This is a genomic window from Ramlibacter sp. (assembly GCF_028291745.1).
GTDB lineage: Bacteria > Pseudomonadota > Gammaproteobacteria > Burkholderiales > Burkholderiaceae_C > Ramlibacter.
The window spans coordinates 13,546-39,151 of sequence record NZ_JAQGNQ010000058.1; the positions used below are offsets into that span (position 1 = coordinate 13,546).

The following is a 25,606-nucleotide window of genomic DNA, read 5'->3' on the forward strand; positions in this document are numbered from 1 at the left end:
GGAACCAATGAACAACAACCGCAGAAGCTTTATGCGAACTGCCGGCGCCACTGTGCTCGGCGCAGCTGCCGTCAGTCGGGTCGCAGCAGCCTCGCTTCCTGAGGCGGTCATCCAGACCTCGCCCCAGATGCAGCCGCCCGTCGCACCGACGACAGGCCGGCCCTACAACCCCGTCGTCACCCTGAACGGATGGTCCTTGCCCTGGCGCATGAACGATGGCGTCAAGGAGTTCCACATCGTCGCCGAGCCGGTGGTGCGCGAAATCGCACCTGGAATGAAGGCGAACCTGTGGGGCTATAACGGCTCCAGCCCCGGGCCGACCATCGAAGCGGTGGAGGGCGACCGAGTCCGCCTGTTCGTGACCAACAAGCTGCCGGAGGAAACCAGCATCCACTGGCACGGAATCCTGTTGCCGTCCGGCATGGACGGGGTCACAGGTCTTTCGCAACCGCCAATCAAGCCGGGGAAGACCTTCGTCTACGAGTTCGTCCTGCAGCGGTCCGGGACCTTCATGTACCACCCGCACGCCGACGAAATGACGCAGATGGCGATGGGGATGATGGGCATGTTCATCGTGCACCCGAAGGACCCGCGCCAGTACAAGGTCGACCGCGACTTCGTATTCCTCTTGAACGCGTACGACATCGACCCAGGCAGCTTCACCCCGAAGGTGAACACCATGCTCGATTTCAATCTGTGGACCATCAACAGCCGCGCCTTTCCTGGCGTGGACCCGCTGGTCGCAAGAACGGGCGACCGAGTGCGCATCCGCATCGGCAATCTGACCATGACGAATCACCCCATCCACATGCACGGGCCGCACTTCGAGGTGGTGGGAACCGACGGCGGCTGGGTTCCGAAGGGCGCACGCTGGCCTGAGGTGACCACCGATGTGGCCGTGGGGCAGATGCGCGCTATCGAATTCGACGCCCTTGCCGGCGACTGGGCGCTGCACTGCCACAAGTCGCACCACACCATGAATGCCATGGGCCATCAGGTGCCGACTTTCATCGGCGTGGACCAGCGTGGGATTGCCGACAAGGTGAGAGCGCTCATCCCGGACTACATGGTGATGGGCGAAAAGGGCATGGCCGAGATGGGAGAGATGGAGATGCCCATTCCGGACAACACGCTGCCGATGATGACGGGCACCGGCCCCTTCGGCGCCATTGGCATGGGCGGCATGTTTACCGTAGTAAAAGTGCGCGACGACGTTCAGCCAGGTGTCTACAAGGACCCGGGTTGGTACAAGCACCCCGCCCAGACCGTCGCGTACGAATACACCGGCGAACTCGCCGCACCGGCGCGTGTCTCCGCTCCGAAGGCCGACAGCCAGACGCTACAGGTCCGCAAGCCTGGCGCCACTTCTTCCGGCCACGAAGGCCACTGATTCACCATTCCAGCATCCCAAGTAGTTCAAAGGAATTCCACATGAAACCGAACCACATCTTTGCCGCGGCGCTCATCGCATTCTCGGCCGGCGCCTTCGCTCAGAGCACCGCCGCACAGCCTTCGCACGCAGCAGGAGCCGCCGCATCCGCGATGACGTCGGGCGAGGTCCGCAAGGTCGACAATGCCGCCGGAAAAATCACCATTCGGCACGAGGAGCTCAAGAATCTCCATATGCCGGCGATGACCATGGCCTTCCGCGCGGCCGACCCGAAGTTCCTTGACCAGGTCAAGGAAGGCGACAAGGTGAACTTTGTCGCAGAGCGAGTGAATGGCGAACTCACTGTCACCAAAATCGAAGCGGCCAACTGAGGCCCCTGCCGTCCTCCAACCGTGGGACAAGGGCCTCGAGTTACCAACATTCAGCAATTTTTCCGTCAACGCCCATGATGTACATCGTTCGACTTTCCTTATTTGTTCTTGCGTTCGGCGCGGCCTCGAGCGTCTTTGCGCATGCCAGGTTGCAGACCTCCGACCCTCAGAACGGGGCCAACGTTGCCGCGCCATCTTCCATCACGTTGCACTACAACGAACCCGTCGAGGCTGCAATGAGCAACGTCAAACTGTTCGGGCCGGACAATGCGGCGGTCGAGACTGGAAGTCCGGCGACGCGTGAAAGCGACGACACGACGCTTGTGACAACCCTTCCCAAGCTCTCGGCTGGCGCGTATCGGCTGGAGTGGTCAACGATGGGGCATGACGGCCACCACACGAAGGGCGAACTGCGCTTCACGGTGAAGTGATGCTTCAAGGCGCGCTCAGCTACGTTCAGCGGCTCGACGTCGCGCTTATTTACGTGGGGTTTGCGCTCGTGCTCGGGTCCCTTGCATCCGCCAAGTGGCTATCGGGTGCGACGTCGATGTGGAGCGACTTGGTCGCGAGCCAGTCGCTGCAATTCCGTCGGCTCGGGCTCGCCTTGAGCGTCGCCGCCCTCGGGTTCTCCGTTTGGCTTGAGGCCGCCGTGATGGCGGAAGTGCCCCTTACGCAAGCCGGGCCCACCGTGCTGAAGCTGGCACGCAATACGCAGTTCGGCCACGTGGCAGCTACGGGGTTTGCAGCGTGGGTGCTTGCCCTGGCATTCGGCTGGGCACCTGCGCGTCTTACTGCAGCCCGTTCAGTGATGTTGGTCCTGGCCGTTGCCACTGCATTCTGGAGCCGAAGCGCCAACTCTCATGCAGGGGCGAAGAACGGACTCTGGAGCCTGGCTGCGTGTGTGGACTGGATTCACCTTGTAGCTGCGTGTTTGTGGGTCGGGATGGTCTTGTTGGCAGCCCGTCTCAAGCTTCCCTCGGAAGCCGCCACGGCTCAAGAGCGCGCAGAGGCCACCCTGTGGGTCGGCTCGCTGAGTTCGCTGGCGACCGTCTCGTTGGCCGCGGTGGTGCTGGCCGGCGTCTTCAACGTGTGGCATGCCGTTGGAGATTGGAACTTGTTGCTCGGGTCCGTGTACGGCAAAGCGCTGCTAGTCAAGCTGCTGTTGGTTGCAGTTGCGGCCGCGCTCGGTGGTTACAACAGGTTCCGAGTACTTCCGGGCGTCTTTGAACTCCTGCGCCAGCCTGGAACGAACTCGCGGGATTGGAAGCGCACGCTGGTTCGGGTGCTCCGCATCGAGGCGGTGGTGCTACTGCTTGTGTTGGTTGCGGCAAGCATTCTTGGTGGCAGTGAACCGCTTGACGCATAGGCGCGCCCAGTTGCTCCTGCAGGCGTAGCGCGGGTGAACATCCGGGAGGGCCCGCTCATGTTCGCAGCGATAACTGCCACTGCCGAAAGTCTTGCGCCTGCTTACGGCTTGACCATCGCGCCGTGCTTCGAGTGCTCGTGGCCGGCCATCGCGTCGGAGCCGTGGTCAGTCAGCTGAGCGTCAAACCATCTGTGCAGCGCTGAAACCAGCTTGGGGTCAGGTGTCCGGAACGTCAATTCGGCCCCGCCAGCCACTTCCTGATAGCCAATGGAAATCTCGCCGGGCTTGCTTGCCTTGAGGTCTGCCAGTCCGGGCATCTCGTTGCCATGAATATGCGACGGACCTGAAAAATCACCGCGCAGAAACTCGGCCCGGATATTGTGAAGATGCTCGCGCACCATTCGCACTTGCGCGGCGTCTGAAGCAACCTTGGCCACCACACGTTGGGTTCCGCCCGCCTTGGTCTTCGTAAAGACGTGCGTGGTGGCCTTGAGGCTGAACGGCATCACATCTGCGCCCCGTTTGGAGACCTCCGCCTGACGAGAGACGTCGTCAGCGTGCGAAGCTATCGGCCAGGCGAGCAGGGTGAGAAGCGTCAGTTGGACCAGGTACTTAGTCATATGAGCATGTCGTTGGGGAGGCCGCATCCTCAACGGAACGCGCCACATTGCATATGATTTGAATCATATCGACGTCCCCGTCACTCGTTCAGACGCAGAACGCCTTGGCCCCGCTCAATTGCGCCTTCCCTCTCCATCGCCGCAAGGGTTCTGTAGAGTACTTCGTGCGTAAGCCCAAGATTGCGGGCAAGGTCCTTCAAGGTCCCGGGCAGCACCAGTTCGAAGCTTGGTCCCCGCCCTTCCGAAACAAGCAGGTGGCGGACGCGCTCGGTTGCGCTCTTGAGGGAGAGTCTTTCCACGCGAAACCTGGCGGCGCGCAGTCGCCCCGCCAACAGTGCGACCCACTGGCGCGCAAACTCGGGGTCACTTTCCAGCATGTTCCGGACCACGGTCCCTGGCACCTGCAGCAACACGCTGGGACCGCTGGTGACGGCATGGCAGTGGTAACGCGGGCTGTCAAATGAGGCTTCAGCGAAGAACTCCCCTTCAGTTGCCGCGTGAAGCATGACCTCCTCGCCAGCCCGTCCGAAACGCACCAGGCGAACTGCTCCTGACTCGACGTAGAAAACAGAATGCGCCGGACCACCGGTGCGAAAGATGGTCGTGCCGGTTGCATGCGTCGCCCGAGTGGTGTGCGCCCGCAGGGCAACTGGAAAATCGGGTGATGTGCTCGCCTTCATCTTGAAGTTGGCTTCTCGCATGGTCACAAGCCCCAACGGCTCGCATGCCGCGACTCTACTCGGGCGCGCAGCCTCCTGTTCGAACCGGTCCCGCATGCGCTCACCGCCAGAGCGCACGACCGTCGATATTCCCTCGCACGTGGTCAACCGCGCATCTTCCACGATAAAGGTTCGCCAGTGTCTGCGATGCCAGTAGACTGCCCCCTGGAGCTCTGGGGAACATGGTCTTGGACACGCCCACCGTGAAGCGGTATCGAGGCGACTTCGTCGCCTGGACGGGCGGGTGCGGCTTCATCGGAGAGGGCGGAGGCGGGCCGATTTCGCCACATTCGCATTACGCAATACAGCTTGTGATTGGCGCACCCACGGGATTGCGCGTCCAGTTCGGCCGCCGCGGAGAGTGGCAATCCTGCCCCGCCGCCTTGATTCCCTCTCGGGCGACCCATAGCATCGACGTCAACGAGTGCGACATCAGCGCGGTCCTGTTCATCGAACCGGAAACAGCTGCGGGTAGAGCGCTCTCCGCCAGACTACAGGGCGAGCTTGAGGTCCTCGGCACCAAGCAGGTGGCCGAGGGCGCCAAGCGCCTGGAACGGGCGTGGCGTACCGAGAAGAGCTACGAGGCAGTCAGCGCGGTGTGCCACCAGCTGGTCCAGGAGATTTCTCGTACCGCCTTCCGGGAGCCTTCCGACCCGCGGGTCTTGGCAGCCATTGAATACCTGCGCCAACGGGTCGACGAAACTGTGACGCTCTCCGCGGTGGCCAAGGCTGCGAATCTGTCCCCTGGTCGGTTCCGGCACCTCTTCGTGGAAGAGACCGGGATGCCCTTGCGAACCTACGTTCTGTGGCGCCGACTGCTGCACGTCTGGACGCTCCTGATGCAAGGCGAGACGCTCTCCGGTGCCGCCCATGCTGCCGGCTTCGCGGACTCGGCGCACCTCTCCAGGACGGCGCGGACCATGTTCGGCCTGGCGCCATCTGCCTTGCAGATGACCGGCCCCCTCAGCGCTCGCATTCGCAGCCTGGAACATCACTTGGGTTGAAGCACGGGTCCCGTGAGGGTGCCGAGGAACGCGGCCAGGTCCTGGATGTCGGCGGCGGAGAGCTGGATGGTCTGACGGTCGGCGTGCTTCTCCCCGGGCCCGGCCAATTCGCTGTGGCCAATCGCCGCTTTCGGGGACGCGGCGTAGTGCTGCAGCACCTGGTCGAGGCTTGCGAACTGGCCGGCGTGCATGTACGGAGCCCTGGCTGCCACATTGCGCAGGCTGGGCGTGCGGAACGCTCCGAGCTGGCCGGCTTCGTCGACGGACAAGAACTGCAGCTCGCCGCACTCTTGCGGCTTCGCGTCGCTGTAGGGCCCCAGGCAGTTGAATTCATCCTTGAGCAGCTTCTTGAGGCCCTCAGCCCGCCCATGGTCAGGGTTCTTCGAGTCCACCGACGGCACACCCGTGTTGTGGAAGGCATGGTCCGTCAGAAGAGGCCCGTTGTGGCAGGTGACGCATTGGCCCTTGGTGAGGAAAGCGCGCAGCCCTCGCATCTCTTGAAGCGAGAGAGCCTCCTGGCCGCGGCCATCGCCATGAACAGTCGCCTCCGCGTACTGGTCGAAGCGCGAACCCGCGTAGGAGACGTTCCGCTCGTAGGCGGCGATGGCTTTGCCCATGTTCGCGAACACCCGATTGACCGCATCCCGCGTCGCCGGCGAAAGAGCGGCCCACGCCGCCCGCTCGGGCTCTGTTCCGTTTGGGGATGCGTCCTCCGGCAGCGTCCCGAGTTCAGGTGCGGAGCCGAACACCGCCTGGTACTGCGCCTCGTACTGGGCCAGCACCAGCCTGACGAAGCGCACGCGGTTGCCGCCGTGTTCTGCCGGGTCCTCCATGGGCCCAAGGGCCTGCGACCAGGCGCTGTCCTTGCGTCCGTCCCAGAACAGGAATGGCGAGTGCGCTGCGCCCATGACCGGCATGGTGCGACGCTTGCCAGTTGCTATGCCTTGGCCGAACTGCCGCCCGTCTTCGAATTGGCCCGTCGCCGAGTGGCAGCTGGCGCAGGCGACCTGGCCGTTCTTGCTGAAGCGGGTGTCATTGAACAGCGCGCGCCCGAACACGGCCGCTTCGGCGTGCTGCTCGTGCGCGTTGGAGACGTCAGCCGGGCGCTCGCCAGCTTCTTTCAGGCGCATCGAGCCAATCGCGGCAAGCTCTTGGGCCGACCACTTGTCCCGGGGCGGTGCTTGCTTGAAGTCCTGCGCGGCGAAGACAGTAAACGCGAGGGCGGCCGCCGTAGCCGCAACGCCGATGGAGCGCATGTTCATGGAAAGGCTCGCTTACCGGATGGCCGGATTGGCGACGACCGTGTTGAAGGTGACCTTGTCGGCGCCTTGAGGCCCGTCGATGGCGAGCTTCACCTCCCACCAGCCCGTCATGCTGAATTTCATCCCGTCAAGCGCATATGTGCCATCGCCCATTTCGCGTGTGACGCGCGGCTGCGTGGGCAAGCCGTGGCCGTGCTGGGGCATGCCGCCGTCGACGACGAACTTTGCGCCGTGCACCGGGAGACCGTCGGCCGTAGCGAGCTTCACCTTCCAGCTGTGCATCTGGTTGATGGCCGGCGCCTGCGCGGGGGGCACCAAAGCTACCCGGTAGACGCCGGCGGCGGAGCTCTTGGCGAGGGAAAGGTCCAGGTCCTTGGGCGGCGTCATGCAGCCGGTAAGAAGTGCGGCCAACGTGGTGACCGCGGTCAATGCAGTGAGATTGCGAAGCATGATTTCTCCAGTGAAGAGTGAGACTCAGGCCCGAGCAGCGTCGAGCGCTTGCTTCAGGTCTTTCGGAACAGGAAGACGCCGCAACCCACTGACGTCCGTGCCGCCGGTGTTGCCTTCGGGCACAAGCCCGGGCGCCGTGAAGAGGGAGGCGGCCACAAGGCGCCAAACCTGGCCGGCGGCTTGCCTGTGCAAGCGGTTGCGCAGTGCAAACCGGAACATGCGCCAGTGGATGCGGACATGCTCCACGGTGCTGGACTGGCCGAGCACGTGTGCCCGCTCAAGGCGCTGGAAGGCGGTGTAGAACTCCCCGCGCGCTTCGGCCACGTCCGCGGCCGCCAGTTCTGTTTGCACCTTGGGTTTGATGCGAGTTGCGAAGGTGTTCATGAGGTGCTCCGGAGGTGGTTGCGATGCACTGAATTCTTCGCTTGCGAAGCTGTTTGGACTTGAACGGAGAGGCTGATTTCGCAGCCCTTTTGTTCAAGTCGAACCTTCCTGCAACTTCCGGTGGCGGCACCCAGGTTCGTGTCAGGCCTGAAACATCACTTGGGTTGAAGCACGGGTCCCGTGAGGGTGCCGAGGAACGCGGCCGGGTCCCCGCTCCCAAGTGTCAGATGTATGCGATGGCCAACGCGGCGACGTACAAGCCGAGGCCAAACATGCCGTGGTTTGCAAGACTGCGCAGACAGGTCTTCAAGGGAGTCGCGGTCTTCAACGCGGCAAAACCGGACCCCATGGCTGGCTGCATCACAAACAGCGGCGCCGCCACCGTGACCAGCCCGAACACCAATGCGGGCAGGAAGGTCGGTTGCCTTGCCCACCCAGTCCCCACGAACGTGATCAGCGCCGCCGCATAGCCGATGCCGATGGCGTAGTGCGTTATCCAGCCGACGGCGAGCTCGCCTCGAACCGCCGGCGTATTGGCCATCGACGCATGGGCGAAACGGCCCTTGGGCATGTGCCCGACCCATCTACCAACCAGCCCCCAATTGGTGGTGGGCACTCCGAGTCGCGCCAGGATGAGCAGCCACACGTCCATGACGGCCGTGGCTCCGACGCCCATAAAGATGACGACTCCGATGTCCTGGACTGAGAGCATGTGAGGTCCTTTCATTCGTGATATGCGGCGGTGCGGAACAGGCCTGCGCTGAGACGCAGACTCGTGCGGAGTGCCTGTCTTTCCAGAGGTGTTTAGGCGCAGCTGCAGTTAGCGCAATCGCAATGAGGGACAGGCGCCTCGACGCGGGTCGCGCCGGCCGCAATCCATGAACGTTCTTCGCCGCGTGCACGGTCCTGGCCCGAAGGAAGAGCGCAGTGGCACGGAGAAGAGCTGATGTCGGTGTGGGCTGAAGGCCGCTGGTTCCGTGCAGTGCAGGTGCAAGTGTCGGCGCAGCTGCAGTCACCAGCGCAGCTGCAAGTGCCGGCACAGGTGCAGTTGCCGGTACAGGTGCCGGTGCAGATGCAGTTCGCCGCGGAGCGACGCTGGTCACTTCGAGAGGCGTCGATGATGGCCTGGACGTCCTCGGGAATGGCCATGCGGCGGATGCCGCTGATGTCCGCACCACCGGTGGTTCCCGTTGGCGCCAGGCCCACAGGGGTGAAGACGGTCGCCGCCAGGCGCCACGCCTGCCCGTACGCTTCACCGGGTTGCAGGTTGTGCAGCGTGTGCCTGAACATGCGCCAGTGCACGCGCACGTGCTCCACGGTTGAGGGCTGGCCGATGACGTGTGCGCGCTCCAGATGCTGGAAGGCGGTGTAGCGGCGGCCCTGTGTTTCGGCGGACCCTGCTGCGTCGAGCTCTGCTTGCACGCTGGGTCGGATGCTGGTCGGGAAGGATGTCATTCGAGGGCTCCAAGGGGTTGGTGAGGCTCGAATTCTTCGCGCTCACAGGAATCTGGGCTTGAACGGAAAGGCCGGATTCGCAGCCCTTTCGTTCAAGTCGAACCCTGCTGCGACTACCGATGGCGGCACCCAGGTCCGTGCCGGGGGGGTGCGGTCAACGGGATGACTCTCCGGTGGGTTCCTGCCTCGCGCGGGCCGAAACCGCGGTCAGCTGCTGCCTTGGTACTCGCGCACGGCCTGCAAGAGCTGTTCACCAGCGCGCGCCACGCCCGTCAGGTCGACACGCGTATCCGCCAGCTGCCCAAGCAATTCGACGTGTGGTTCGATTTGGCTCGCCGTCACCGCTGTGGCGCTGCGCGTAAACGCCTCCCAGATGGCCGCGACTGCCGGCTCCGCGTCAGGCGGCAAGACGCCAGCGTGGACAGCTTGATTGAACGCATCGAGCTTGTCGTAAACGGCTTGTTGAAAGCTGGTCATCCTTGCGGTGTCTCGAAAGCAGTCTGAGCAATGGTGGTCGGGACACCAGGCGCGAGCGTCAATGGTGCATCAGGGGGTAAACCAGCAATCCGAACGCTGCGGCTGCGACGATGACATACGGCTCCTGCAGCTTCTTGAATTTCCACAGGACCGCCAGTGTGAGCAGCGCTAGCAACGCCGTCGGTACATCCACGATGGACCTCCTTGCAATCACGATGACGGCGCCCGTGATGGCCCCAATGGCCCCGGCGGTGATGCCGTCCACGAACGCCTTGACGGCGGGGAGCCTGCCGTACTTCTTGAAGTAGGGCGCCGGAATCACGGTGAACAGGTAGCAAGGCAAGAACGTGGCAAAGGCCGCCACGCAGGCGCCCCAGAACCCTGCAATCAGGTAGCCGATGAAGCCCACGGTGATGACGACCGGCCCGGGGGTAATCATCGCGACCGCCACCGCATCCACGAACTGCTTGTCGTTCAACCACTGGTGCTCGGTGACCACCCCTCCGTAGAGGAACGGAACGATGGCCAGCCCCGAGCCGAACACGAAGGCGCCCGCCTTGGCGAAGAAGATGCCAATCTGGGTCAGCAAAGGCCAGTGGACCGCGCCTAGCAGCGCCGGCGCGAGCGGCGCCGCAAGTGCTCCGACGGACCCGCTACGAATCCACTTCGGCGGGGCGCGAACGACCATGACCAGTACGCCGGCCGCGATGAAAAGCCAGGCAATCTCGGACTCCGTCACCACGGTCACCCCTGCCAGGACCAGGTAGACGGCCCACAGCAGGCGGTCCTTGCCGACGCTCTTGGTGGTCAACTTGTACGCGCTCATGGCGATGATGCCGATGACCGCCGCGCCCACCCCGTAGAAGACCGACTGCATCCAGGTGAGCCCGCCATATCGCACGTAGGCCCACCCGAGCGCCACCACCATCAGAAACGAGGGAATCACGAATGCGATGCCAACCAAGGTCGCGCCGACGATTCGGTAGTGCACGTATCCCAGGTAGATGGCGAGCTGCGCGGCCATCGGGCCGGGCGCAAGCTGCGCAAGCGCGATGCCCTCCTTGTAGTCGTCCTCGCTAATCCACCCGCGGGCTTCGACCAGGTCACGATGCATGTACCCGGCCAGGGCAACAGGCCCGCCGAAGCCCAGGGCTCCGAGGCGCAGCATGTACAGCACGAGCTGCCACACCGTGTAGGCCGGCGCAGTAGCTGGCGCACCGGGAGTTGCAGTCTCTTGGCGCACAGGTCTTGGTGATTTCATTTGCCGGCTTGAACGTCCAGGTCCCGGAGCTGCACAACGCTGTCCGCCTTCGACCACAGGCCGATACGGGCCGCGGCGGGTTGCTGGAGGGACGCCTTGCTACGTGCGCGCCGCGTCCAGGCGCTCAGCGACGTTGTCCCAGTTAACGATGTTGAACAGGGCGTTGACGTATTCGCCGCGCCGGTTCTGGTACTTCAGGTAGTACGCGTGCTCGAAGACATCAAGCACGAGAAGCGGAGTGACGCCCCAGGCGGTCAGCTTCTGGTGGTTCTCGCACTGCAGGACCATCAACTTCCTGGTCACGGGGTGGTAGCCCAGGATGCCCCAGCCCGAGGCTTCAACAGCCGTGGTTGCGGCCGCGAGTTGCGCCTTGAGCTTGGCGAAAGAGCCGAACTCGGAGCCTAGTGCACTGGCCAGGTCTCCCTTCGGCTCTCCGCCCTTGCCGCCGAGGTTTGTCCAGTAGATGCTGTGGAGGAGGTGACTCGAGAGCTGGAAGGAGAGCTCTTTCTGGTAGTGCTTGACCAAGGCGAAGTCGTTGCCGTCTCGTGCCTTGGCCAGCGCCGCCTCCGCGTTGTTCGCCGCCGTCGCTGCGGGCTTGTGATGAAAGTTGTAGTGCAACTCCACCGTCTTCGCGTCGATGACGGGTTCGAGCGCGTCAGACGGGAAGGGCAGGGGGGCCACGGCGTACCTTCCGGCCTCATCGGTCAGCCTGTCGGCATAGCGCTTCTTCGGCATCGGTTGCGCGGTTGCCGCGGCTGCAGCGAGGGCGGCGCCCGCGACCAGCGCGCCGCCCTGAACGAAATCTCTTCTATTCTTCATCTGAGTGCTCCGTTGTTCGCCGCGGCTTTCAGTGACGGTTCGGTGCCTGCAGCGCGGCGTGCAGGGCGTCAAAAAATGAAATGCCAGCCTTGAGCAGCGCGTCGTCGTCCGCGTGCTGCGCTTGCAATCCCCGCACGAGCATCTCGAGACCTGGGGCTTCGTCGCGGGGGATGCCGCCAACGTCGATGTAGTGCACGAGTTCGCCGATGCGGCGCACTGCGGGCGCTTCGTCCAGGCCGAATGTCCGGGCCACGACTTCGAAGGTCACCAAGTTGCCGACGTGGGTGAACGTCGCGCCGTCGAAGTCATAGCCAATGGCATCCTTCGGACACTTCTTTGCGTCGGCCAGCCAGAGGAACTTCGCCTTCTTGTCGATGAAGCGTTCGACCAACCATGCCGTGGCAAGCCTGTCCATCCAGGGACGCTTGCGGGTGGCCCAAGTGCGCCCTTGAAAGTCTTCGATGCGGCGCGGCTCGATGACGGCTTGTTCCGCGGCCGGCTCGTCCGGCGAGAGGTGCAGCTGAATTTCTCGTCTCAGGCCAGCCACTGCCTCCGCTGCCGCTGCTTGGTCCTTCCCGGGGAAGAAGTCGCTTGCCTGGAGTTGCTGCAGTTGCTGCTCCAGGGCGCGCAGCGTCTTGTGGAGCTCAGCCTCACTCGCTCGTTTGATGGTCCTGCGGGCATCCTTCACGGCCTGCAGCAACTCCGCGTACAAGTCGGCGCGGTCGAACAGGGCCCGGAAGGCGTTCTCCTGGGCGTCGTCCCTGGCGTCCACCTCAAGGAGGTGAGCATCGGCGCCCGCCTCGACGATGGCTCGGTCAATGTCTCGCAGCGCCTGGGCTGTTGGCGCCGTGCAAGGCAGGACGTACACGCCCTCGCGAAGGGTGCCAGCACCGGTAGCCTTGAGCGCGCGCCACACCCGCACCCGCAAGCCGCTCGGGTTCGTGGGAAGCGTCGCTGTCAGGATGAGCCAATCAGCCATGTAGCAAATATCGCACGGCGTGAGGACTGCTACAAGTAGGGGCTGCGAGCGCGTGTCGCACACCACTGTTTCCGCCCGACGTGGTCAACTGCGGGCCATGTCCATCCACCCCGCGTCGCCGGCTCTGGCGGCCGCATTGCTTTTTGGGGCCAGCACGCCCTTGGCCAAGCTTCTTGTGGGCACCACGCACCCACTGCTCCTGGCCGGTTTGCTCTACCTCGGCAGCAGTGTCGGGCTCGCACTCCTGTTAGCCGTCCGCGTGCTGCGCTCCAGGCCTGGCCCGGCGGACGGCGCCACGATGCGCATCCCGGCCCGCGATATCCCCTGGCTGGCTGGCGCCATCCTGTTTGGCGGCGTGCTCGGACCGGCGCTCCTGATGGTGGGTCTCACGCGCACAAGCGGCGCGTCGGCCTCCCTTCTTCTGAACGTGGAGGGGGTGTTGACAGCGGTTCTGGCATGGGTTGTCTTCGGAGAGAACGCCGACAGGCGAGTGGTGCTCGGAATGGTCGCCATCGTGGCGGGCGGCGCGCTGCTTGCCTGGGAGCCGGGAGGCGCAGCGTTTTCGGGTGGCGCATTGCTCGTCGTCGCTGCGTGCCTGTGTTGGGCCATCGACAACAACCTGACTCGAAAGGTCTCGGCCAACGACGCCATGCTCCTGGCGTGCCTGAAAGGAGCGCTTGCTGGCGCGGGCAACACGGCCCTGGCAGTTGCGGCCGGCGCCCACCTGCCGACGTGGCCGGCGGTCGCTTCCAGTCTGCTCGTAGGGTTCTTCGGCTACGGACTCAGCCTCATGCTGTTCGTCGTCGGACTACGCACTCTGGGCACTGCACGAACCGGGGCGTACTTCTCAGTCGCGCCGCTGTTCGGCGTCCTGATTTCCCTGGCCGTCTGGCCTGAGGCACCCGGACCACTTTTCTGGGTGGCCGCTGCACTGATGGCGGTCGGCGTCTGGCTGCACGTGCGGGAGCGGCACGAACATGAGCACACGCACGAACCACTGGAGCACTCCCACCGACATCGGCATGACGAGCACCATCGGCACTTCCACGACTTTCCCTGGCGTGGCGAGGAGCCCCATGCGCACCTGCATCGGCACGAGGTACTGACGCACAAGCATCCTCATTACCCGGACATCCACCACCGCCACCGCCACCGGCACTAGCCTCATGTGGCCTGCCAGCTGGCTTGTAGGTGGAGCGCATGTTGCATCAGTCTTGGAAACGCGCTGAAGCGGTCCCTGAGTTAACGCCCTCTGGTGCGTGCGACTGCACAAGGGTCCCTGGGTGCACCCCGGAGCAGGTCAGCTCCAACGGCGCTGTCGTCAGAGCGATGACTACGAAATGACACTTCGGCGCCGCACGCCCGGGTATGCTCGTTTTCCTTTTTACACCGGGAGACCGACATCGAGTCCGAATACGAAGTGCCCAGTCCGCACGAGCGTGAGGTCGAGGCAGCGACCGAAAAGGAGGGCCGGGGACTGAGCCAGAGGATTGCCCTCATGACGGCCGTGCTCGCGACGGTAGGAGCCCTCATCAGCTACCAGAGCGGGAGCGCACAGAACGAAGCGATGTTCCTGAAGAATCAAAGCATCCTCAAGCAAGCTGAAGCCAGCGACCAATGGGCGTTTTACCAGGCGAGGTCTGTCAAAAGCCACGTGGACGACGCGACCGCTGCACTCTCCAGCGACCCTACGGTCAAGGCTCACTTTCTCGCTGAAAAGACAAAGGAAGATGCGGGCAAGGCGGAGGTCCAAATGGAAGCTCAAAAGCTCCAGGCGGAGTCCCGCAAACTTGGTGAGGAGTCAGAAGCAAAGCTCAGGCCGCATGAGCGCCTCGCACTGGCCCTGACCTTCGTCCAAATCGCAATCGCATTGGCCGCCATCACCGTTCTGACCCGACGCAAATGGTTGCTGTGGGCCTCAGTCGCCTCGGCGGCAGGCGGAATCGGCATCGCTGTTTCTGCCTTCGCCTTGCACTGAAGCCAGGAAAGAGACGTGCTGCGCGACGTCACCAGCATGCTTGCTGGCAGGCAGCCTCGGCGCGAAAGTGAATCCCTGCGGCCGCGGCGCTCGCCTGGTCCTGAGCGAATCAAACGCCGTGAGGGGCCAAGTGGACGACCTCGCCTGCTACCGGCGGCCGTGCTCCATGACACAGGGGAGAAGCTCCTCGGACGCGATTGGACAGGCGTTCGGCGCTTTGTCTGACTCCGCAGTTTCCGGTCAACGATGAACATGGTTCTGCGCAGCCCGTTTGCCCTGCTGCGTGTCTGCTCGCAGTTTGCTGCCCGTTTTCTCCAGATGGCTGAAGGCCAGTGCCCCAAGGGGATAGAGGCACCGCCCACGGGAGCGTGAATGCGCAAAACCGAAGACTCTCAGCCGAAGGACAGCAACGCCGGCCCCCCTGATGTACGTGAGCCGGCGAGCTCCGGCCTTTCCGGGCGCCGCCACCATGCGCGCTCCGCGTCGCCGGCAGCGCCGTCGCGCGGCGGGACGGCGGCTGTATCTTCCTTTCTGCAGGGAGGCGGCGTTGTCGGGGCCAGGATGCGTTCGCATGACTGGTCAAAAACGTCGTTGGGTGAGCCCTCCCGCTGGCCAAGGGCCCTTCAGAATACTGTCGGCCTTGTGCTGGATTCGCAATTTCCGATGTTCCTCGCGTGGGGCCCGGAACTCACGTTTCTGTACAACGACGCGTACTCACGAATCCTGGAAGACAAGCACCCGTCCGCCCTCGGTCGGCCGTTCTGTCAGGTCTGGGAAGACCTCTGGCCTCAAGTTGAACCCATCGTGCGGCGCGCCCTGGAGGGCCAGTCAGAGTATTACGCCGACGTGCCGTTTACCTTGAGGCGGAAAGGGCTGCCAGAACAAGCGTGGTTCACCTTCTCCTACTCTCCCTTGCGAGATGACGCAGGCGAGGTTGCAGGCGTCTACTGCGCATGCACTGAGACAACAGGGCTGGTCCTCTCCCAGCGTCACCAACGAGCGGAATACTTGCGACTCAGGGACCTTTTCCAGCAAGCTCCGGGGCTCATCGCAATCGTGCGCGAGCCTAACCATGTGTTTGACTTTGCCAACGACGCCTACCTGCGCCTCGTGGGGCAACGCGAGTTAATCGGCAAATCCGTGCTTGATGCGTTACCAGAGGTCGCCGGCCAAGGTTTTGTCGAGCTCCTGGACAACGTGTACAGGTCTGGCGAACCCTACATCGGCACTGGTGTGGCTGTCAGCCTGCAGCGGGCTACCGCGTCGCCGATGGAAGAGCGGTTTGTGGACTTCATCTACCAACCAATACGCAACGAGCATGGACAAACGACCGGCATCTTCGTCGAAGGCAGCGATGTCACCGAGCGTGTTCTGGCAAACAAGGCCCTGCTCGAAGGGGAGCGCCGAAAAGACGAATTCCTGGCGATGCTTGCCCACGAGCTGAGAAATCCACTGGCCCCTATACGCACCGCGGCAGAGATTTTGAAACGCCCCGGCGTATCCGCAGACATCGTCCGCCGGGCGAGCGACATCCTTTCGCGCCAAGCTGCCCACATGACGGAGTTGGTCAACGACTTGCTCGACGTGTCCCGAGTAAACCGTGGCCTGGTCACACTCCGTGATGAACCTGTGGACCTCCCCAGCGTCCTTGATGAAGCCGTCGAACAAACGCAGTCATGGTTCGGCCAGCGGGATTTGCACTTCTCGGCTGACTTGGCTCCCGGCCCGCTGTTCGTGAGCGGTGACAGAACGCGGCTCGTGCAGGTGTTTTCCAACATCCTGCAAAACGCAGCGAAGTACACGCCCGCGGGCGGTCACGTATCTCTGACGCTGAGAGCCGAGCGGGCGCAGCTTCGGGTTGCAGTTGCCGACGACGGAGTCGGAATCCACCCCGACCTGCTGCCCCACCTTTTTGAGCTCTTTACCCAAGGGCAAAGAACGCCTGACCGCTCGCAAGGCGGTCTCGGCCTGGGCTTGTCGCTCGTCAAAAGCCTCGTGGCGCTTCATCAGGGCACCGTGTGCGCGCGCAGCGAGGGCGTCGGAAAGGGCAGTGAATTTGTTGTTCTCCTCCCTCGTGCTGAGGTAGCGGAGGATGACCGCGAGCGGCGCAACGTGGACGCGCAAGGCGGGGCGCCGGGCAGCGCCTTGAATTTACTGGTCGTCGACGACAACGTCGACGCAGCTGAGACACTCAGGTTGCTGCTTGAAATGATGGGGCACGCTGTGTCGGTAGCGCACACAGGGACCGCGGCGCTGGAGCTTGCGCGCAAGTGCGCTCCCCAGGTTCTGTTCCTGGATATCGGGCTGCCCGACATGGAGGGCTATGAACTCGTACGTCGCATGCGACTGTTACCCGAAACCGCTGCCTCGACGATGGTCGCTTTGACGGGGTATGGTCAACGAGAAGATAGAGAGAAGGCGCTGCGGGCCGGTTTTGACCGACATCTCGTCAAGCCGCTGTCGATTGACGAATTGACCAAAGTAGTCAGTGTGCCGCACATCAGACCGCGCGCCGGTGCGCAGGCACTTGGGCGCGGGCAACCAGACGTGTCTCTGCGCGATGAAGCGGAAAACTGCGCTGTTCCAGCTTATGTGCGTCCCCGAAAAGTGAGGCTCGGTGATTAACCCAGCCCGTTCAAGCTCTCCCCGTGTGAGGTCGCACTAGCTATCGCGAGCTGGGCTTGCGGTTCGACCTCTCTGGCAACAGGAGCAAGCATGAAGGCCCAAACGGATTCAACTTTCGGCGCAGTGTTCATCACTCCCCGGAGCGAGACACAAAGGCATAGCACATCCGGCTACGTGCTGGTCGTGCTGTTCGCAGTCGTGGCCCTCGCCAGTTCCAAAAGCGGCGCATACCTCGGCTCAGCGCTCTGCGCGCTCGGCGCTCTCCTGTCCGCAGCGCTGGTGCGCGAGAGGCTCTGCGACAGCGCTGAGCAGGCGGCACTTGGGTACAACGTGATGACCGTGGGCCTTGTGGGCCTGCTGGTCGTGGGCTTGGACGTCGTGGGCGGGCATGGACAGAACGGAGCGCCCGTTGCGTCCGTGCCGGTGGCCGCCGCCCAGGCGGAGCCCCTGAACCAAGTTGCAGTGCTTGGTGCGAACGCGAGGGTACGTTCGGAAGCTTGCTGAGAAGCGCGGCTCCGCCGCCAGGGCTATGTGGAAGGATTTTCGGCGGCCGTTCTTGCGTCTGCATCTGGTGCGGCTCATGCGACCGGGAACAAGGTGCCGCGGCTCGCTGCTGGTGAACGGACTCACCTTCCGGGAGTCGCTGTTTTTCACGCCGTCCGTCCTATGTGCACGTCAGCCGCAGAGATTGCACACGCTTGCGCGCAAGCCTTCCCTCGACGTCCGTTGTGTGAGTGTCCGGTGGAACGTCGAAGGATTTGCCACGTAGGGAGCGGTCTGCAAACACCGTGAGTTTCGCCTTCGGTCCGGTGAGAAGGCTTCCGACGTTGCGCTGGAGGCGGTGGATGGTGCCTTCGTCCAAGGCTTGTATTTCCGCTGGCCCGACAACCGCGAACGATTGCCCATCAAAGCGCGTGCCGCTCCACAGCTGAACCCAGCACCCCGCGTCCATCGTGGGATTCGGGACCTCCAAGGGCACGAGCATCAGGGTTGCGTCGCCGCCTTGGCGCAAGCCCGGTGGACGCTGTTCGTTGCGGGCCTGTGCAGCTGTTGCACAAAGCAGGAGCGCCACCATCGGGTACACGAAGGCAGTCTTGGTCATTTCTTTCAACCCTTGTCCGGTTCGAAGAACGAGTATTTCAACTGCGGCGACGTGAATCGCCGCTGCATGCGTTCTTCAATTTCGTTGATGGCTTCGACGAGAGCGACGTCCGACGCTGTCCGCTTCATCTTCACCTTCAATGCGACCATGATGTAGTCGCCATATTGCTGGGTGAGCATGTTCACCACGCGCTCTACCTCGGGCTGGGCCTCGACGAACGCTTGGATTTCCGAACGGAGCTTGGGCGACGCCGATTCACCCGTGATGAGGCTCTTCACCGGGAACAGCACGACGCCGGCGACGACGACAAGGAGCGCGCCCACGCCGATGGTTCCCAAGGCATCGAACAGAGGATTGCCCGTGAGGGCCGTGAGAACGAGGGCCAACAGGGCGATTGCCAGACCTCCGAGGGCGACGTCTTCACCCACTACGACCATCAGCTCGGACTGGCGCGTCGCGCGAAACCACGCCCACAGCGAGCGGGTGCCACGCTCGGCACTGACCGTCTGCAAGGCTCCTCGCAGCGCGTACCCCTCGAGCGCAACGGATGCCGTCAAGACAAGAATGGATGGCGCAAGGGCCGCTAGCACGGCCTTGAGCGAACCCGGTTTCTCGGCCTTGACATGAGCGGGAGAAGCAGCGGCGTGGTGCGCGTTCATTGCGTGCCCAGGCCGAAGGGCACCTTCAGCAAGATGAGGATGCCAAAGACTGCGAACAGCGCGGCCGCCACGAAGCGCATCTTCGACAGCGGGACGTACTTGGCTAGGCGCTCACCAAGCAGTACGGCTGGCACATTCGCGGCCATCATGCCAAGCGTCGTGCCCGTCACCACCATCGTGAGGCTTGCGTACTTGGCTCCCAGCGCAATCGTTGCGAACTGAGTCTTGTCGCCCATCTCCGCGAGGAAGAACGCGACCAAGGTGGTGAGGAAGGGGCCGAATCGACTGGGCTTGTCAGCGTCCTCGAGCTTGTCCGGGATGAGCGCCCAAGCAGCAAAGCCAAGAAAGGCTACGCCGAGAATCCAGCGCATCACGTCCGGGCTGACGTTCGCGGCGACCCAGTCCCCCAGGAACGCTGCGACGAAGTGGTTCGCAATGGTGGCGACGAAGATGCCGCCAATCAGAGCCCAGTGACGACCCTTGAACTTGGTCGCGAGGAGGAACGAGAGGAGCTGGGTCTTGTCGCCCATCTCTGCGATGGCGACCATACCGAACGATGCGAGGAATGCTTCCACTAAAGAGTAGTCCAAGGCCAGAAAACCAAGACTGCACACCTTCCCCGGCCAGTCCAGGAAGGTGCGCAGTCAAAGGTCTTGCCAGGCTCGAGGCTGCTTGCGCCATGGCGTGAGGGCCAAGTGTGTTGACGCAAGCCTCTGCAGGGCGCAGAGCGGCTACTCCCCAATGACGAGTGCATGTCGATTATATCGAGAGTGGTTTGTCGGGGGGCCGGTGCCTCTGCTCCCGTCGCATATTCAGTGCCGGCAGGCTCCAGCTCCAAAGCGGGCCGCTGCAGCCTCCGACGCCGATGTCGGTGACCAGCCCGGCTTCGTCTAAACGACGTGCGCAGGAGCAAGCGCGCATGCCGCGCCGTTCGACAATTCGATTTGGAGCGTCACGTGGTGGACGGAGAACCTGTGCTGGACCCCATCCGCCACTGTGTTCTGGTCATCTGCTGCATTCCACGGTCAAAAAGAAAGGCCCGGCGGGTGCGCGGGCCTTGAAGACATGGCGTGCTTTCAACCTGAGGAGCATCTGCTACGTGTATCCATGCGGTGCTGAAGCGTATCTCCGAATCAGGCGAATGCATTGCAGGCTGCGCAATTCCTTACAAGGACCACCCCGAAGTGGCGCCTGAGGCGGCACTTCCCGTCCGACCTGAACGAAGGAGGTGCTGCAAACGACGAACCAAGGGAGCTACCTGCGCGGAGGCGAGTCAATTCTGCAGTTGCGGGTAGTACATTGGGACTAAGGGGAGTGGTTGGTGAAATCAAACGCGCCGCGGTCCGACGCCAGCCAGCAGCGCCGCTTTTCCATAGGCAGGCCCCAATCCGTCATGAACCAAATCGCTGCGGTTGCGACAGCGACAGCATCATCCGTGGAGATGGTCACTCACCTCGTGCCCCTATTTATCTGTGTCTTGGCCTGCATACCTGCGGCCGCGTTTGCATGCACTGCGTTGAGCCGCGCGACGGCTGCCCCCGAATCGACGCCCCTGTTGGCGCTTCTCCTCAATCTCTTCGCTACTGTCCTGTGCTGCGGGCTAGCCGCCCAGAACAGCGTGGGGCTGGCGAGTTCCTTCGTGCTGCCTCCTAAATGGCCTTCTGGTTCACCCGCCGCGCGAGTTCGTCCGCGCTTTCCTTGCGCTCGCTGTAGCGGTCAACAAGGTACGGGCCGACGTCGCGCGTCAGGAGCGTGAACTTGAAGAGTTCCTCCACGACATCGACGACGCGGTCGTAGTAGGCGGAAGGCTTCATCCGGCCGTTCTCAGTAAACTCGTTGAAAGCCTTCGCTACGCTCGACTGATTCGGGATGGTCAGCATGCGCATCCAGCGTCCCAGCACGCGCATCTGGTTGACTGCGTTGAACGATTGCGACCCACCAGAAACCTCCATCACGGCAAGAGTCTTTCCCTGCGTTGGCCGCACGGCTCCGAGCGACAACGGAATCCAGTCAATCTGGGTCTTCATGACTCCGGTCATGGCGCCGTGCCGTTCCGGCGAGGTCCACACCATACCCTCGGACCACTCAGCGAGCTTGCGCAGCTCCTGCACCTTGGGGTGGGTGTCCGGGGCACCGTCCGCCAGCGGCAAACCAGTGGGGTCAAAGATCTTGACCTCGCCGCCCATGGCTTCCAGCAGCCGGGCCGCCTCGAAGGTAAGGAGCCGGCTGTACGAGCGCTCGCGCAATGAGCCGTAGAGCATCAGGAACCGGGGCCGGTGTTGGGCCGGCGCCGGCGTCGTCAGCCGGTCCCACGTCGGCACGTCGAACAGCTCCCCCTTCAACGCCGGGAAGGTGTGTTCCTCTTCAAGCACGGCGTACTCCGTCGTCGACGACCATCTCGCCGTCTTCCTTCCTGAATGGCTCCAGCTTGCCGACCGGCAGCAGCTCCAGGACAGCTTCGGACGGCCGACACAGCTTGACGCCGAGCGCGGTCCGAACGACGGGCCGGTTCATCAAGATGGGGTGTTGCTGAATGAAGTCGAGCAGCTGTTCATCGGACCACTTCGGGTCAGCCAGGCCGAGCGCGCCATAGCGCGTGCCCTTCTCGCGCAGCAACTGGCGCACAGGCATTTTCATCTCGGCCAGTAGCTGGCGAAGCTGCGCTTTGGAAGGCGGCGTCTTCAGGTACTCGATGACCTGGGGCTCGATGCCCGCATGCCGAATCAGCGCCAGCGTGTTCCGGCTCGTGCCGCAGTCTGGATTGTGGAAGATCGTCACTTCGGACATGAGTTCAGCTCCTCTGCTTGGCCAGTCCGGCCTCATACCAGCCCTGCGAGCGATTCACGACTGCAACCACCGCGAGCATCACGGGCACCTCGATGAGGACCCCTACGACCGTCGCAAGCGCGGCGCCGGACTTGAAGCCGAACAGACTGATTGCGGTGGCCACGGCTAGCTCGAAGAAGTTGCTGGCGCCGATGAGTGCCGATGGGCCCGCCACGCAGTGCTGTACGCCCATGCGGCGATTGAGCCAGTACGCGAGACCGGAGTTCAGGACCACTTGGATGAGGATGGGGACCGCGAGGAGTGCAATGACCAGAGGCTGGTCAATGATGGCCTCTCCCTGGAAGGCGAAGAGAAGCACCAGCGTGAGCAGCAGGGCCGAGATGGACAGCGGGCCCAACTTGGCGACTACGGCCTCGAAGTGTTGGACGCCCTTGGCGAGGAGTGCCTTGCGCCAGACCTGCGAGATGATGACTGGTACGACGATGTAGAGTGCCACCGAGGTCAGGAGCGTGTCCCAAGGCACCGTGATGGACGACAGGCCCAGTAGCAGTGCCACGATTGGGGCAAACGCCACCACCATGATGGAGTCGTTCAGAGCCACCTGCGACAAGGTGAAATACGGGTCACCTTTGCACAGCTGGCTCCAGACGAACACCATGGCCGTGCACGGCGCCGCCGCTAGCAGGATGAGGCCGGCGATGTAGCTGTCAATCTGCTCTGTCGGTAGATACGGTGCGAAGACGTGCCGGATGAAAATCCAGCCCAGGAGCGCCATCGAGAACGGCTTGACCGCCCAATTGATGAAGAGCGTCACGCCGATGCCGCGCACGTGTGACTTGACCTGACCGAGCGCCCCGAAATCAATCTTCAGGAGCATCGGAATAATCATCACCCAGATGAGCATGCCCACCGGGATGTTCACCTTCGCTACTTCCATGGACGCTACCGCATGGGACAAGCCGGGGAACAGCTGGCCAATGCCGACGCCGGCGACGATGCAAAGCGCAACCCAGATGGTCAGGTAGCGTTCGAACAAACCGATGCCGGCACTGGCGGATGCGGCTGCGGGGGCGGAGATGTCGGTTGCACTCATTTCAGGACTTCGAGAGGTCGGTGAGGGCCGCTTGGGTGTGGACGTGGAATGGCATGGTCAGCTTCCTTGGAAGTGATGTCAGCAACGGCAATCCGCGGCTGCGGATTCGGGTTCGACGGCGCACTCGGCGCCTTGGCAGCAGTTGGCCGTGAGGTAGCCGAGGAGAGAGTTCATCTCCTCGTAGGCGGCCCGGTAGATGTAGTTGCGCGCCACGCGCTGCACCGTGATCAGGCCGGAGGTGGTCAGCTCTTTCAAGTGAAAGGACAACGTCGCTGGCGGGACGCCCACGCCCTCTTGAATTGTTCCGGCAGTCATCCCGGGCGCGCCGACCACCACCAAGGCACGAAAGATTTTGAGGCGAAGCGGGTGAGCCAGCGCGCCGAGCGCCTGGACGGCTTGTTCGTCGTTCATTCCCAATTCTACTTTGATGGAACTGGGCCTGCCGCGTATCAGGTCTTTTCGGATCCTCCGGCCGCCGCAGGACCGGCTCGTCGGGGTTGGCGCGCGTGCGCTGCATCAGGGCGAGGACCCGCAACGATGCAACAATGCGCAACTCCACCAAGCCTGGACATGCCTCTCGCGCGTTCGCCCGCTCCCGTTACGCTCCGGTGCCGTTCCGCACGGAGCTTCGAAACGTGGCTGCGGAAGAACCATTCCGCCTCGGAAGGTGTGTGGTTGGACATCGCCAAGTCCGGCGCGCCCGAAATAACGATCGGCTACGACGAGGCGGTGGAAATTGCGCTTTGCTACGGATGGATCGACGGCCAGAAGAAGGGCCAAGATGCGATGTACTGGCTGCAGCGGTTCACGCCGCGGCGGCCGCGCAGCATGTGGTCCAAGGCGAATCGCGCCAGGGCGGAGGCCTTGATCGCCGCGGGCCGCATGCAGGCAAGCGGTCAGGCAGAGATCGACCGCGCGAAGGCGGACGGGCGGTGGGATGCGGCGTACGACAGCGCGCGAACTGCCGTCATCCCGGCAGATTTGCAAGCTGCGCTCGATGCGCAGCCGCAGGCGCGAGCGTTCTTCTCCACGCTGAACGCTGCGAACCGCTACGCCGTGTTGTGGCGAGTGCAGACAGCGAAGAAGCCAGAAACGCGCGCCAGGCGCATCGAGACGCTCGTGGCGATGCTCGCGCGCGGCGACAAGATCCACCCGTGATCACCGATCGGCGCGGGCCTGCCCGCGCAACCGCGGCTTTGGGTTCAAGTCTGCTTTCGGGCCATAAGCGGCGTTCCTGCTGCCAAAGGCTGGACGTCGACCGTCCGGTGCCGGTGAGGTGCCGCTGGCGGACTTGGTCGGGCACACGCAGGCTGGCGCGACGTGCTCCAGGCGTACAAGCGGCGCGTGCCCAGGATCGAGGCGATGCGCCGGGCGGCATCATGGTGTCGGCCGAGATCAACGACCTCCTCACCGATGTCCTGCCGGAACGCATGGTCGCCTGCGCCGACATGAGCAGGATGCTGCGTATCGCGCCGCCGTTCTCGGCAGCAATCCGGTGCGCGTGGCGGTCGAAGCAGCCGTGCGTTTCGGCTGGGACCGGTATCTCGGCGAGGCAGGCGGCTTCGTCGGCATGCGCGGGTTCGGCGCGTCGGGGCCGGCCGAGGCGCTCTATGAGCGCTTCGGGATCACCGCGGAGAGAGTGGCGGCCGAGGCCAGGCGGCTGCTGGCCTGAGGCGGACACCTGTTCACGTCGTCCCGGAGAGCCGTCACGAGCCTCTCGCGAAATCGATCCGTCAGGGCACGGAATCCGCATTGCTTGGCTTGTTCGCGAGCCGGCGGGTCCCAAGCACCAATCTGTCGTGGTTTGTTTTCAAGTGCTGCTACTGCCTCTTGTAGCCGATTGCCGCGACGAGTCGCGCCCAACCCGCGTCCGCTTCGCGGATCGTTTCGGCGAACTCCGTCGAACCCGCCCACCGCGGCTCCACGCCGCCGGCGCGGAATTCGCTCTGCACCTGTGGCATCGCCATGACCGTGCGTGCTGCTTGCGCGATCCGCAACACCACGGGCCGGGGCATCTGCGCCGGCCCCAGCAGTCCCAACGATGTGTCCAGGTCCATGCCCTGGATGCCGAGCTCCGACATGGTCTTGAGTTCCGGGAAGAGGGCACTGCGCCGCGGCGCAACGATGCCGAGAAGTCGCACCTCGCCGGACCGCGCGAGCGCCTCGGCAGCCGACGACGAGGCGAACTGCAGGTGCACGCGACCGGCAACGAAGTCCTTGGCCACCTCGCTGGCACCCTTGTAGGGCACATGGACGATGTCGATGCCGGCCTGGCGCGCGAGCATCTGGCCGAACACGTGCGCCGAAGTCCCGATGCCCTGGGAAGCGTAATTCAGTTGGCCCGGATTCTTCTTCGCATAAGCGATCATCTCGGCGAGGCTGGTCGCCGGAATGGACTTCTGCAGCACCAGCACACTCGGCCCGAGGGCGCACTGGGCGACCGGTGTGAAGTCGCGCAAGGGCTCGTACTTCACGGCCAGCATGGTGTGCGGCAGTTGGGCGATCGTCGACGCCGGCGTGTACATCAGGGTGCGGCCGTCGGGCGCTGAGCGGGCCAGTTCGTTGGCCGCGATCATGGTGCCGGCACCAGCGCGGTTCTCGACGACAACGGGCACCCCGAGCAGGGGCGCCATGTGCTGCCCGAGCAGGCGGGCCTGCAGGTCGGTGCCTCCGCCGGCGGGATACCCAACCAACAGCCTCACCGGCGTGCCGGCCAGGGGGAAAGCGAGTGCGGGCCACGGCAGCGACCAGGCCGAGGCGGCAATGAAATGCCTGCGGTTCAGTGCGTGACTATCCACCATCGGG

General features: G+C 63.6%; 29 protein-coding genes, 1 pseudogene and 1 riboswitch. Of the genes and pseudogenes, 11 read left to right on the forward strand and 19 right to left on the reverse strand.

The window, feature by feature from the left end:
• The first annotated feature begins 7 nt into the window (after window positions 1–7).
• The 4 genes from JWP60_RS10460 to JWP60_RS10475 all read left to right on the forward strand — a co-directional run bounded on the left by JWP60_RS10460 (window position 8) and on the right by JWP60_RS10475 (window position 3,127).
• A complete protein-coding gene (locus tag JWP60_RS10460) occupies window positions 8–1,390 on the forward strand; it encodes a copper oxidase (protein WP_299790284.1) in 1,383 nt (460 codons plus the stop codon).
• Between the two features lie 41 nt (window positions 1,391–1,431).
• Window positions 1,432–1,761, forward strand: coding sequence for a copper-binding protein (locus JWP60_RS10465; RefSeq protein ID WP_299790287.1), 330 nt, complete (start codon window positions 1,432–1,434; stop codon window positions 1,759–1,761).
• A gap of 74 nt (window positions 1,762–1,835) precedes the next feature.
• Entirely contained in the window at window positions 1,836–2,192 is a 357-nt protein-coding gene (copC, locus tag JWP60_RS10470; protein WP_299790290.1) for a copper homeostasis periplasmic binding protein CopC, read from the forward strand.
• Window positions 2,192–3,127, forward strand: coding sequence for a CopD family protein (locus JWP60_RS10475; protein WP_299790293.1), 936 nt, complete (start codon window positions 2,192–2,194; stop codon window positions 3,125–3,127). The genes copC and JWP60_RS10475 overlap by 1 nt, the downstream gene beginning before the upstream one ends.
• A gap of 101 nt (window positions 3,128–3,228) precedes the next feature.
• Here JWP60_RS10475 and JWP60_RS10480 read toward each other — a convergent pair whose 3' ends face one another.
• Window positions 3,229–3,747, reverse strand: coding sequence for an aspartate carbamoyltransferase (locus JWP60_RS10480; protein WP_299790296.1), 519 nt, complete (start codon window positions 3,745–3,747; stop codon window positions 3,229–3,231).
• 80 nt (window positions 3,748–3,827) lie between these two features.
• Entirely contained in the window at window positions 3,828–4,448 is a 621-nt protein-coding gene (locus tag JWP60_RS10485; protein WP_299790299.1) for a Crp/Fnr family transcriptional regulator, read from the reverse strand.
• Between the two features lie 200 nt (window positions 4,449–4,648).
• On the opposite strand from JWP60_RS10485, the gene JWP60_RS10490 reads away from it, so the two are divergent.
• Window positions 4,649–5,470: an AraC family transcriptional regulator gene (locus JWP60_RS10490; RefSeq protein ID WP_299790302.1), complete on the forward strand. Its 822-nt coding sequence runs from the start codon at window positions 4,649–4,651 to the stop codon at window positions 5,468–5,470.
• Here the strand turns inward: JWP60_RS10490 and JWP60_RS10495 are convergent.
• The 9 genes from JWP60_RS10495 to JWP60_RS10535 all read right to left on the reverse strand — a co-directional run bounded on the left by JWP60_RS10495 (window position 5,458) and on the right by JWP60_RS10535 (window position 12,557).
• The gene (locus JWP60_RS10495) at window positions 5,458–6,732 is read right to left on the reverse strand and encodes a cytochrome c peroxidase (RefSeq protein WP_299790305.1); all 1,275 of its coding nucleotides are present in this window, start codon (window positions 6,730–6,732) and stop codon (window positions 5,458–5,460) included. The genes JWP60_RS10490 and JWP60_RS10495 overlap by 13 nt on opposite strands.
• A gap of 12 nt (window positions 6,733–6,744) precedes the next feature.
• Window positions 6,745–7,182 carry a FixH family protein gene (locus JWP60_RS10500; RefSeq protein ID WP_299790308.1) on the reverse strand — a complete coding sequence of 146 codons (438 nt, stop codon included), beginning with the start codon at window positions 7,180–7,182 and terminating at the stop codon, window positions 6,745–6,747.
• A 24-nt stretch (window positions 7,183–7,206) separates the two neighbouring features.
• Window positions 7,207–7,566 carry a DUF3703 domain-containing protein gene (locus JWP60_RS10505; RefSeq protein ID WP_299790311.1) on the reverse strand — a complete coding sequence of 120 codons (360 nt, stop codon included), beginning with the start codon at window positions 7,564–7,566 and terminating at the stop codon, window positions 7,207–7,209.
• A gap of 223 nt (window positions 7,567–7,789) precedes the next feature.
• The gene (locus JWP60_RS10510; RefSeq protein WP_299790314.1) at window positions 7,790–8,278 is read right to left on the reverse strand and encodes a DUF2938 domain-containing protein; all 489 of its coding nucleotides are present in this window, start codon (window positions 8,276–8,278) and stop codon (window positions 7,790–7,792) included.
• A gap of 92 nt (window positions 8,279–8,370) precedes the next feature.
• Window positions 8,371–9,021, reverse strand: coding sequence for a DUF3703 domain-containing protein (locus JWP60_RS10515; protein WP_299790317.1), 651 nt, complete (start codon window positions 9,019–9,021; stop codon window positions 8,371–8,373).
• A gap of 207 nt (window positions 9,022–9,228) precedes the next feature.
• Entirely contained in the window at window positions 9,229–9,498 is a 270-nt protein-coding gene (locus tag JWP60_RS10520) for a hypothetical protein (RefSeq protein WP_299790320.1), read from the reverse strand.
• 58 nt (window positions 9,499–9,556) lie between these two features.
• Window positions 9,557–10,759: a chromate transporter gene (locus JWP60_RS10525; RefSeq protein ID WP_299790323.1), complete on the reverse strand. Its 1,203-nt coding sequence runs from the start codon at window positions 10,757–10,759 to the stop codon at window positions 9,557–9,559.
• 99 nt (window positions 10,760–10,858) lie between these two features.
• Complete coding sequence (locus JWP60_RS10530) at window positions 10,859–11,578, reverse strand: superoxide dismutase (protein WP_299790326.1); 720 nt, start codon at window positions 11,576–11,578, stop codon at window positions 10,859–10,861.
• A gap of 28 nt (window positions 11,579–11,606) precedes the next feature.
• Window positions 11,607–12,557 carry a chromate resistance protein ChrB domain-containing protein gene (locus JWP60_RS10535; protein ID WP_299790328.1) on the reverse strand — a complete coding sequence of 317 codons (951 nt, stop codon included), beginning with the start codon at window positions 12,555–12,557 and terminating at the stop codon, window positions 11,607–11,609.
• Between the two features lie 97 nt (window positions 12,558–12,654).
• On the opposite strand from JWP60_RS10535, the gene JWP60_RS10540 reads away from it, so the two are divergent.
• The 4 genes from JWP60_RS10540 to JWP60_RS10555 all read left to right on the forward strand — a co-directional run bounded on the left by JWP60_RS10540 (window position 12,655) and on the right by JWP60_RS10555 (window position 17,664).
• Window positions 12,655–13,719 (forward strand): DMT family transporter, encoded by a 1,065-nt coding sequence (locus JWP60_RS10540; RefSeq protein ID WP_299790331.1) that lies wholly within the window; start codon window positions 12,655–12,657, stop codon window positions 13,717–13,719.
• 258 nt (window positions 13,720–13,977) lie between these two features.
• Window positions 13,978–14,535, forward strand: coding sequence for a DUF4337 domain-containing protein (locus JWP60_RS10545; RefSeq protein WP_299790334.1), 558 nt, complete (start codon window positions 13,978–13,980; stop codon window positions 14,533–14,535).
• A 372-nt stretch (window positions 14,536–14,907) separates the two neighbouring features.
• Complete coding sequence (locus tag JWP60_RS10550; protein WP_299790337.1) at window positions 14,908–17,160, forward strand: ATP-binding protein; 2,253 nt, start codon at window positions 14,908–14,910, stop codon at window positions 17,158–17,160.
• 90 nt (window positions 17,161–17,250) lie between these two features.
• Complete coding sequence (locus tag JWP60_RS10555) at window positions 17,251–17,664, forward strand: hypothetical protein (protein WP_299790340.1); 414 nt, start codon at window positions 17,251–17,253, stop codon at window positions 17,662–17,664.
• Window positions 17,665–17,824: 160 nt separating this feature from the next.
• Here JWP60_RS10555 and JWP60_RS10560 read toward each other — a convergent pair whose 3' ends face one another.
• The 7 genes from JWP60_RS10560 to JWP60_RS10590 form a co-directional block, all read right to left on the reverse strand.
• Window positions 17,825–18,262: a hypothetical protein gene (locus JWP60_RS10560; RefSeq protein WP_299790343.1), complete on the reverse strand. Its 438-nt coding sequence runs from the start codon at window positions 18,260–18,262 to the stop codon at window positions 17,825–17,827.
• A 5-nt stretch (window positions 18,263–18,267) separates the two neighbouring features.
• A complete protein-coding gene (locus JWP60_RS10565) occupies window positions 18,268–18,921 on the reverse strand; it encodes a hypothetical protein (RefSeq protein WP_299790346.1) in 654 nt (217 codons plus the stop codon).
• Window positions 18,918–19,496 carry a TMEM165/GDT1 family protein gene (locus JWP60_RS10570; RefSeq protein ID WP_299790349.1) on the reverse strand — a complete coding sequence of 193 codons (579 nt, stop codon included), beginning with the start codon at window positions 19,494–19,496 and terminating at the stop codon, window positions 18,918–18,920. The genes JWP60_RS10565 and JWP60_RS10570 overlap by 4 nt, the downstream gene beginning before the upstream one ends.
• A gap of 9 nt (window positions 19,497–19,505) precedes the next feature.
• Window positions 19,506–19,673, reverse strand: a riboswitch (yybP-ykoY riboswitch).
• An 897-nt stretch (window positions 19,674–20,570) separates the two neighbouring features.
• Entirely contained in the window at window positions 20,571–21,263 is a 693-nt protein-coding gene (gene arsH / locus JWP60_RS10575) for an arsenical resistance protein ArsH (protein WP_299790474.1), read from the reverse strand.
• 22 nt (window positions 21,264–21,285) lie between these two features.
• Complete coding sequence (gene arsC, locus JWP60_RS10580) at window positions 21,286–21,708, reverse strand: arsenate reductase (glutaredoxin) (protein ID WP_299790352.1); 423 nt, start codon at window positions 21,706–21,708, stop codon at window positions 21,286–21,288.
• A gap of 4 nt (window positions 21,709–21,712) precedes the next feature.
• Window positions 21,713–22,801, reverse strand: a complete 1,089-nt coding sequence (gene arsB, locus JWP60_RS10585) for an ACR3 family arsenite efflux transporter (protein WP_299790355.1) — start codon at window positions 22,799–22,801, stop codon at window positions 21,713–21,715.
• 78 nt (window positions 22,802–22,879) lie between these two features.
• Window positions 22,880–23,212, reverse strand: a complete 333-nt coding sequence (locus JWP60_RS10590) for a metalloregulator ArsR/SmtB family transcription factor (protein WP_299790358.1) — start codon at window positions 23,210–23,212, stop codon at window positions 22,880–22,882.
• Window positions 23,213–23,371: 159 nt separating this feature from the next.
• Here JWP60_RS10590 and JWP60_RS10595 point away from each other — a divergent pair, with 159 nt between their 5' ends.
• On the forward strand, window positions 23,372–23,959 hold the full coding sequence (locus JWP60_RS10595; RefSeq protein WP_299790361.1) for a YdeI/OmpD-associated family protein: 588 nt from the start codon (window positions 23,372–23,374) through the stop codon (window positions 23,957–23,959).
• 292 nt (window positions 23,960–24,251) lie between these two features.
• A pseudogene (locus JWP60_RS10600) lies at window positions 24,252–24,473 on the forward strand (transketolase); the annotation flags it as partial.
• Window positions 24,474–24,621: 148 nt separating this feature from the next.
• On the opposite strand, the gene JWP60_RS10605 reads toward JWP60_RS10600, so the two are convergent.
• Entirely contained in the window at window positions 24,622–25,602 is a 981-nt protein-coding gene (locus JWP60_RS10605; protein ID WP_299790364.1) for a tripartite tricarboxylate transporter substrate binding protein, read from the reverse strand.
• Window positions 25,603–25,606 lie beyond the last annotated feature (4 nt).